The following is an 8,606-nucleotide window of genomic DNA, read 5'->3' on the forward strand; positions in this document are numbered from 1 at the left end:
TGGGCGCACGCCCTCGAGCGCGAGGCCGCCACCGACGAGCGGGTGGCCGAACTCGAGTTCTGGCGCGGTGTCGTCGAGGGCCCGGATCCGCTGCTGTCCGAGCGGCCCATGGATCCGGCCGTCGATGTCACCTCGACCATCGCCAAGCACCGCGTCGAGCTGTCGGCCGAGGCCACCAAGGCGCTGCTGACCACCGTGCCCGCGCTGTTCCACGGCGGTGTGAACGACGGTCTGCTGACCGCACTCGCCTTGGCGGTGGCCAAGTTCCGGGCCGCCAAGGGACTGGGGGAGAAGGCCGGGGGACAGAACACAGCCCTCGTCCGTCTGGAAGGCCACGGCCGTGAGGAAGAGGTCGTGCCCGGTGCCGACCTGTCGCGCACGGTCGGCTGGTTCACCGCCATCTTCCCGGTGCGTTTCGACCTGTCGGCCATCGACGTGGACGCCGCCCTCACCGGCGGACCGGCCATGGGTATCGCCATCAAGTCGGTCAAGGAGCAGCTGCTTTCGGTGCCCGACAAGGGCATCGGCTACGGCCTGCTGCGGTACATGAACTCCGACACCGCCTCTCAGCTGCCCAAGCAGCTGCCGGGCCAGGTCAGCTTCAACTACCTGGGCCGCGTCAACGAGGGCGATGTGCCGGAAGCGTTGCGCGGCTTCGGCTGGATCCCGGCTCCCGAGCTCGCGGACCTGGCGGGCGCGTACGACGCGGATATGCCCGCCATGGCCCCGATCGACATCAACGCCATCGTGGCTGGCGACAAGCTGTCAGCGCAGATCGGCTACCCGAGCACGCTGCTGAGTGCCGCCGAGGTCGAGCAGTTCAGCCAGTTCTGGGTCGCGGCGCTGGAAGCCGTTGCCCGCCATGCCGAATCAGCCGACGCGGGCGGTCACACGCCCTCGGACTTCGGCCTGGTCCGCGTCACTCAGCGCGATATCGAAGGCTGGGAGCGGCGTTTCGGCGAGCTCGACCAGGTGTGGCCGCTGGCCTCACTGCAGGCCGGTCTGCTCTTCCACGCGCAGCTCGCGGTCACCTCGGTGGATGTGTATACCGCCCAGGCGGTGCTCACCCTCTCCGGCCGCGTCGACGCCGACCGGCTGCGCGTCGCCTCCCACGCGCTCATCGACCGCCACGAGATCCTGCGCACCGCCTACGTTTCCGACGCCTCGGGTACCCCGGTGCAGCTGGTCCTCAATGGCGTCCGCGCCGCGTTCACGGTGCACGACCGCACGGAGACGGGCGACGCGTCCGACATCCTCGCCGCGGATCGGGTCGAGCGCTTCGACCTGACCGCGCCGCCTCTGATTCGCTTCACCCTGGTGCAGACCGCGGCCGACCGCTGGCAGTTGGCGGTGGCCAACCATCACATCCTGCTCGACGGCTGGTCCATGCCGCTGCTCATGCAGGACCTGCTGGTGCTGTACGCCACCCACTCCGACACCGCGGTGCTGCCGCCGGTCCGGTCCTACCGCTACTTCCTGGAATGGGTTGCGCAGCAGGATCGTTCGGCCTCGATCGCCGCGTGGCAGAAGTCGCTGCTCGGCGTCTCCGAGCCGACCCTGCTGACGCGTCCGGACCCGAGCCACGAGATCACCGCGCTGTCCGGTGAGTACTTCTTCGATCTGGACGAGGCCGCGACCGCGCGCCTGACCGGGCTGGCCGCCGAGATCGGCGTCACCCCGAACACCGTGCTGCAGGTGGCGTGGGGCATCCTGCTCGGCCGCCTCACCGGCCGCGAGGACGTGCTCTTCGGCACCACGGTGTCCGGTCGCCCGGCGCAGCTGGCGGGCGTCGAGTCGATGGTGGGTCTGTTCATCAACACCGTGCCGGTGCGGGTCGCCTTCGACCCGGCCGAGCCGGCGAGCGCACTGCTGACCCGCACCCAGGGTGAGCAGGCCGACCTGCTCGATCACCATTACGTGGGCCTGGCCGACATCCAGTCGGCGGCGGGCATCGGAGGGCTGTTCGACACCCTGGTGGTGTTCGAGTCGTATCCGGTTGACGCCGAGGGCATCCGGGCGCAGGCCGCCGATATCGACGGTATGGCCGTGACCGGCCTGGACGCCGCGGACGCCACGCATTACCCGCTGACCCTGATCGCCCAGCTCGACACCCGCCTGCGCATCCGCGCCGGGTACCTGCGCGACCTGTTCGACGAGAACACCGTCCGGTGCATCGCGGATCGCCTGGTCCGGGTGCTGACCGCCATCACCACCGAACCCGCTGCGGCCGTGGGCGATATCGAGCTGCTCGAGCCCGCAGAGCGTGAGCTGGTCGTGCGGACCTGGAACGACACCGCCTTCGATGTCGAGGCCGTGCTCACCGAGAGCAAGGCCGATGCGGCGACCCTGGTCGCGATGTTCGAGGCGCAGGTCGAGCGGACGCCCGACGCGACCGCGGTCAGCTTCGAGGGGACCGGTCTGTCCTACGCCGAGTTCGCCGACCGGGTGCACCGCCTGGCCCGCTGGCTCGTCGAGCGTGGCGTCGGCGCGGAATCTTTTGTGGCCCTGGGCATGCGACGCTCCATCGACCTGGTGGTCGGCATGTACGCCGTCACCGTGGCCGGGGCCGCCTACGTGCCGCTGGACCCGGATCACCCGGCCGAGCGCATCGAGTACATCCTCGAGACCGCCGACCCGGTGACCGTGCTGACCTCCGGTGAGGATCTGCCGATCGACACCGCCCAGGTACGCATTGACCGGCTGGATCTGTCGAACTATTCGGATACCCCGCTGATCGACGCGGATCGTCGTGCGCCGCTGCGGGATTCGAATACCGCGTACGTCATCTTCACCTCGGGATCGACCGGCCGCCCCAAGGGCGTGGCGGTGCCGCACTCGGCGATCGTGAACCGCCTGCTGTGGATGCAGGCCGAATACGGCCTCACCGTCGAAGATGTCGTGCTGCAGAAGACGCCCGTCACCTTCGACGTGTCGGTGTGGGAGTTCTTCTGGCCCTTGCAGATCGGCGCGACGCTGGTCGTGGCCAAGCCCGACGGTCACCGCGATCCGGCCTACCTCGCCGAACTCATTGCCACCGAGGGCGTGACGGTCACGCACTTCGTGCCGTCCATGCTCACGGCGTTCGTGGCGGAGGAATCCGCCGCGCGCTGCACCAGCCTGCGTCTCGTTTTCGCTTCCGGTGAGGCGCTCTCGCCGAAGCCGTCGCACCGGCTGCGGCAGCTCACCGGCGCGCAGCTGCACAACCTGTACGGCCCGACCGAGGCCGCCGTCGACGTCACCTACCATCAGGTGATCGATGCCGACGTGGACTCGGTGCCGATCGGCCGCCCGGTCTTCAACACCGAGGTCTACGTGCTGGATTCGCGGCTGCGGCCGGTTCCGGTCGGTGTCGCGGGTGAGCTCTATGTCGCGGGCGTGCAGCTGGCGCGCGGCTATGTGGCGCGACCGGATCTGTCCTCGGATCGCTTCGTGGCCAACCCGTTCGCCGACGGCGAGCGCATGTACCGCACCGGTGACCTCGTCAGCTGGAACGCCGCCGGCGAGATCGAGTACATCGGCCGCACCGACTTCCAGGTGAAGCTGCGCGGCCTGCGCATCGAGCTCGGCGAGATCGAATCCGCGCTCACCGCACTGGATTCCATCGCCCAGTCGGTGGTCGTGGTCCGCAACGACCCGTACACCGGCGATCAGCTGGTCGGCTACGTCATCCCGGCCGCCGGGCACAGCGTCGACGCCGAGCGGGCGCGCCGGGCCGTCGGCCAGAGCCTGCCCGCGTACATGGTGCCGTCGGCGCTGCTGGTGCTCGAGGAGTTCCCGCTGAACGCCTCCGGCAAGCTGGACCGCAAGGCGCTGCCCGCGCCGGTGTTCGAGGCGGCGGTGTTCCGCGCCCCGGTGACCCCGATCGAGCAGATCGTGGCCGGGGTGTTCGCCGACGTGCTGGGCGCCGAGCGCGTCGGCCTCGACGACGACTTCTTCGCCCTGGGCGGCAATTCGCTGATCGCTACCCAGGTGGCGGCGCGACTGTCGGCCGCGCTGGACACCCAGCTGGGTGTCCGCGAGATCTTCGAGGCCTCGACCGTGGCCGGGCTCGGCGCGCGCGTCGAAACCCATTCCGGCACCGGCGCTCGCCTCGCACTGACCGCGCAGCAGCGGCCCGAGCGGCTGCCGCTGTCGCTAGCGCAACAGCGCATGTGGTTCCTCAACCGGTTCGATCCCGAATCGGCCGTGGACAATATCCCGGCCGCGGTGCGCCTGTCGGGTCTGGTGGACCGCCAGGCCCTGCAGATCGCGGTGGCCGACGTGCTGGCGCGGCACGAGTCGCTGCGCACCCGCTACCCGGAGATCGACGGGCAGGCGTTCCAGGAGATCGTGCCCACCGGGCAGGTCATCCCGGACCTGACCCCGGTCGAGGTCGCCGAAGCCGGACTGCCGCAGGCGCTTTCGGACTTCATGCTCACCGGCTTCAACGTCACCGCCGAGGTGCCGTTCCGGGCGCGACTGTTCGAGATCAGCCCCACCGAGCACGTGCTCGCGCTGGTGGTGCACCACATCTCCGCCGACGGCTTCTCGATGGGCCCGCTGACCCGCGACGTGATGACCGCCTACGGTGCACGCGTCTTCGGCGGTGAGCCCGAATGGCAGCCGCTCGAGGTGCAGTATGCCGACTACGCGCTATGGCAGCGGTCGGTGCTCGGCGACGAGCACGACACCGAATCGGTGATCTCCCAGCAGATCTCGTACTGGCGCGACGCGCTGACCGGTCTGCCCGATCAGCTCGACCTGCCCGCCGACCGGCCACGTCCGGCCGTCGCCTCCGGGCGCGGCGCGACGCACCAGTTCACCATCGACGCCGAAACCCACGCCGCGCTGGCCGAACTCGCCCGCACCCGCGGCGCGACGCTGTTCATGGTCATCCACTCCGCGCTGGCGGTGCTGCTCTCGCGCCTGTCGGGCGAGCAGGACATCGCCATCGGCACCGCGGTCGCGGGCCGTGGTGAGCGTGGCCTCGACGACCTCATCGGCATGTTCGTCAACACCCTGGTGCTGCGCACCGAGGTGGACGGCGGGCAGGGCTTCACCGAACTCCTGGAGACGGTGCGCACCGACGATATTCAAGCCTTCGGTCACGCCGAACTGCCCTTCGAGCGCCTGGTCGAGATCCTCAACCCGGCCCGCTCCCAGGCCCGGCACCCGCTGTTCCAGGTCATGCTGTCGTTCCAGAACACCGGCATCACCGCACTGGAACTGCCCGGCCTGACCGTCAGCGGCGTCGATCTGCCACTGGACACCGCCAAGTTCGACCTCCAGCTGGTTCTCACCGAGAAGCTCGGCGCGGCCGATGTTTCCGGCAACGGCCACCGCTCCGCGCCCTCCGGCATGAACGCCGAACTCATCTACGCCACCGACCTGTTCGACCCGGCCACCATGGCCGACTTCGCCGACCGGTTCGCCCTGATGCTGAAGGGCATCGCCGCCCAGCCGGAACGGGCCGTCGGCGATATCGAACTGCTGCTTCCCGGCGAGCGCGCCCGCGTACTTCACGATGCCAACCAGAGCGCCGCCGACCTCGGCGACGAACCGAGCCGGACCCTGGTCGAGCTGTTCGAGGCCCAGGCCGGGCGGACCCCGGAGGCGACCGCCCTCGGCTTCGCACCGGCCGACGCCGCCGAACCGGTCACCACGCTGACCTACGCCGAGTTCTCCGCCCGGGTGAACCGCCTCGCCCGCCGCCTCATCGAGGACGGCGTCGGTCCGGAATCCCTGGTGGCCCTGCACATCCGGCGTTCCATCGACTTCGTGGTCGCCGTCTATGCGGTGGTGACCGCCGGTGGCGCGTACGTGCCGGTGGATCCGGATCAGCCCGCTGAGCGCATCGCCCACGTGCTCGACACCGCGAAACCGGTGTGCGTGCTCACCACGTCGGGGTCGAGCTTCGATGCCGGCGCGTACCCGGTCCTGGAGGTCGACACCGTCGACCTGTCGGAGTACTCCGTGCATCCGGTCGCCGATGCCGAACGCCGTGCCCCGCTGCATCCGCAGCACCCGGCCTATGTCATCTTCACCTCGGGGTCGACCGGAAGGCCCAAGGGCGTCAGCGTCTCTCACGCCGCGATCGTCAACCAGTCGGACTGGATGCAGGCGGAATACCGTCTCACCGCCGAGGACGTCTACCTCCAGAAGACCCCCAGCACCTTCGACGTGTCGCTGTGGGGCTACTTCATGCCGCTGCGGGTGGGCGCGACGCTGCTGCTCGCCACCCCGGACGGCCACCGCGATCCGGCGTACCTGACCGAGCTCATCGAGCGGCACGGCGTCACCGTCACCGACTTCGTGCCCTCGATGCTGAGTGTCTTCGCCGCCCAGCACGATCCGGAGCGTCTGCGGACCGCGCTGGCGACCCTGCGCCAGGTGTACGTGATCGGTGAGGCGCTGCCCGCCGAGACCGTGCGCGCCTTCGGTGCCGTGAGCGCCGCCGAACTGCACAACCTGTACGGCCCCACCGAGGCCGCGGTGTCGATCACCTACCGCGACGTCACCGGCGAGGTCGACCGCATCGTCATGCCGATCGGCCGCCCGCAGACCAACAGCCAGGTCTACGTGCTGGATTCGCGCCTGCACCCGACTCCGCCGGGCGTGGCGGGCGAGCTCTACCTGGCCGGTGTCCAGCTGGCCCGCGGTTATGTCGCGCGCCCGGACCTGACCTCGGATCGCTTCGTCGCCAACCCATTCGGCGACACCGGCGACCGCATGTACCGCACCGGCGACCTGGTGCGCTGGGACGACAGCGGCGACCACCCCGAACTGGTCTACCTGGGCCGCACCGACTTCCAGGTGAAGTTCCGCGGCCAGCGCATCGAGCTCGGCGAGATCGAGGCCGCGCTCACCGCGCACGCCTCGGTCAGCCAGGCCGTGGTGGTGCTGCACACCGCCGAGCACACCGGCGACATGCTGGCCGCCTATGTGGTGCCCACGGCGGGCCCGGTCGACCCGGAGGCGCTGCGCGCGTACCTGGGCGAGCGACTGCCCTCCTACATGGTGCCGGCGGCGTTCGTGGTGCTGGACGCCTTCCCGCTCAACACCTCCGGCAAGCTGGACCGCAAGGCGCTGCCTGCGCCGACCTTCGAGGTCCGGGCCTTCCGCGCACCGGTGTCTTCGACCGAGCAGACCGTCGCGGCCGTGTTCACCGAGACCCTCGGACTCGGCCACCCGGTCGGCTTGGACGACGATTTCTTCGCGGTGGGCGGCAATTCGCTGATCGCCACCCAGGTGGCGGCCCGCCTCGGCGCGGTGCTCGACACCCGGATCCCGGTCCGCACGCTGTTCGAGGCCTCGACCGTGGCTGCACTGGCCGCACGCCTCGAGACCGAGACCCGCACCGGTCGCCGCCCGGCCCTGGTGGCGGGCGAGCGTCCCGCCGAGATTCCGTTGTCGCTGGCCCAGCAGCGCATGTGGTTCCTCAACCGCTTCGACACCGCCTCGGCCGTCAACAACATCCCCCTCGCGGTCCGCCTCACCGGCGACCTGGACGTGGATGCGCTGCTGGCCGCCGTCGGCGACGTGCTCGAGCGGCACGAGGTGCTGCGCACCGTCTACCCGGAGAACGCGGAAGGCCGTGGCGTGCAGGTCATCCTGCCCGCCGACCAGATCCACCTGGACTCGGCTCTTGCCGCCGGAGCCAACAGCGGCGGGCTCGCAGGTGAGCCGGTCATCGTCACCGAGGCCGAACTGCGCGACCGCATCGCCGAACTGGTGCCGACCGGCTTCGACGTGACCGCGTCAGCCCCGGTCCGCGCTGGGCTGTTCCGCGTTCTGCCGGAAGCGATCAGGGGGTCCGGCACCGACGAACAGCCCACGCACGTGCTGGTTTTCGTGGTGCACCACATCTCGGGCGACGGCTGGTCGGTGCGCCCGCTGGCCCGCGACGTCATGGTCGCCTATGCGGCCCGCGCCACTGGTGAAGCGCCGCACTGGGCGCCGCTGCCGGTGCAGTACGCCGACTTCGCGCTGTGGCAGCGCGAAACCCTCGGCGACGAGGACGACGCGGACTCGCTGATCGCCCAGCAGGTCTCCTACTGGAGCAGCGAACTGGCCGGGCTGCCCGACCAGATCGATCTGCCCTCGGATCGTCCGCGCCCGGCGGTGGCGTCCAATGCCGGTGGGGTGCACGAGTTCTCGATCGACGCCGACCTGCTGGCCGGACTCAACGGCCTGGCCCGCGAGCACGGGGCCTCGCTGTTCATGGTCGTGCACGCGGCCTTCGCGGCCCTGCTGGCGCGCCTGTCCGGCGGCGACGACATCGCCATCGGCACCGCGGTCGCGGGCCGTGGCGAGCAGGTGCTCGATGACGCCATCGGCATGTTCGTCAACACCCTGGTGCTGCGCACGGCCGTCGACTCGGGGGAGAAGTTCGCCGAGCTGCTGGCCCGCACCAAGGACACCGACCTGGCCGCCTTCGGCCACGCCGACCTGCCCTTCGAGCGCCTGGTGGAGATCCTCAACCCGGCCCGCTCGCAGGCGCGGCACCCGCTGTTCCAGGTCATGCTGTCGTTTCAGAACACCGGCGCGGCGACCTTCGCCCTGCCCGGCCTGGAAGTGGCCGGCGTTCCGCTGGACGTGGTCACCGCCAAGTTCGACCTGCACCTCAA

1 protein-coding gene (only partly in view) is annotated in these 8,606 nt (G+C 70.1%); it reads left to right on the forward strand.

All coding sequences use genetic code 11. From position 1 onward, the window contains the following. Positions 1-8,606: part of a non-ribosomal peptide synthase/polyketide synthase coding region (locus ACIRRA_RS39670; RefSeq protein ID WP_402779484.1), annotated on the forward strand (this coding region is incomplete at its 3' end). 20,091 nt of the annotated region lie to the left of the window's left edge; the window shows 8,606 of its 28,697 annotated nt.

This window comes from Nocardia sp. NPDC101769 (assembly GCF_044766925.1).
GTDB lineage: Bacteria > Actinomycetota > Actinomycetes > Mycobacteriales > Mycobacteriaceae > Nocardia.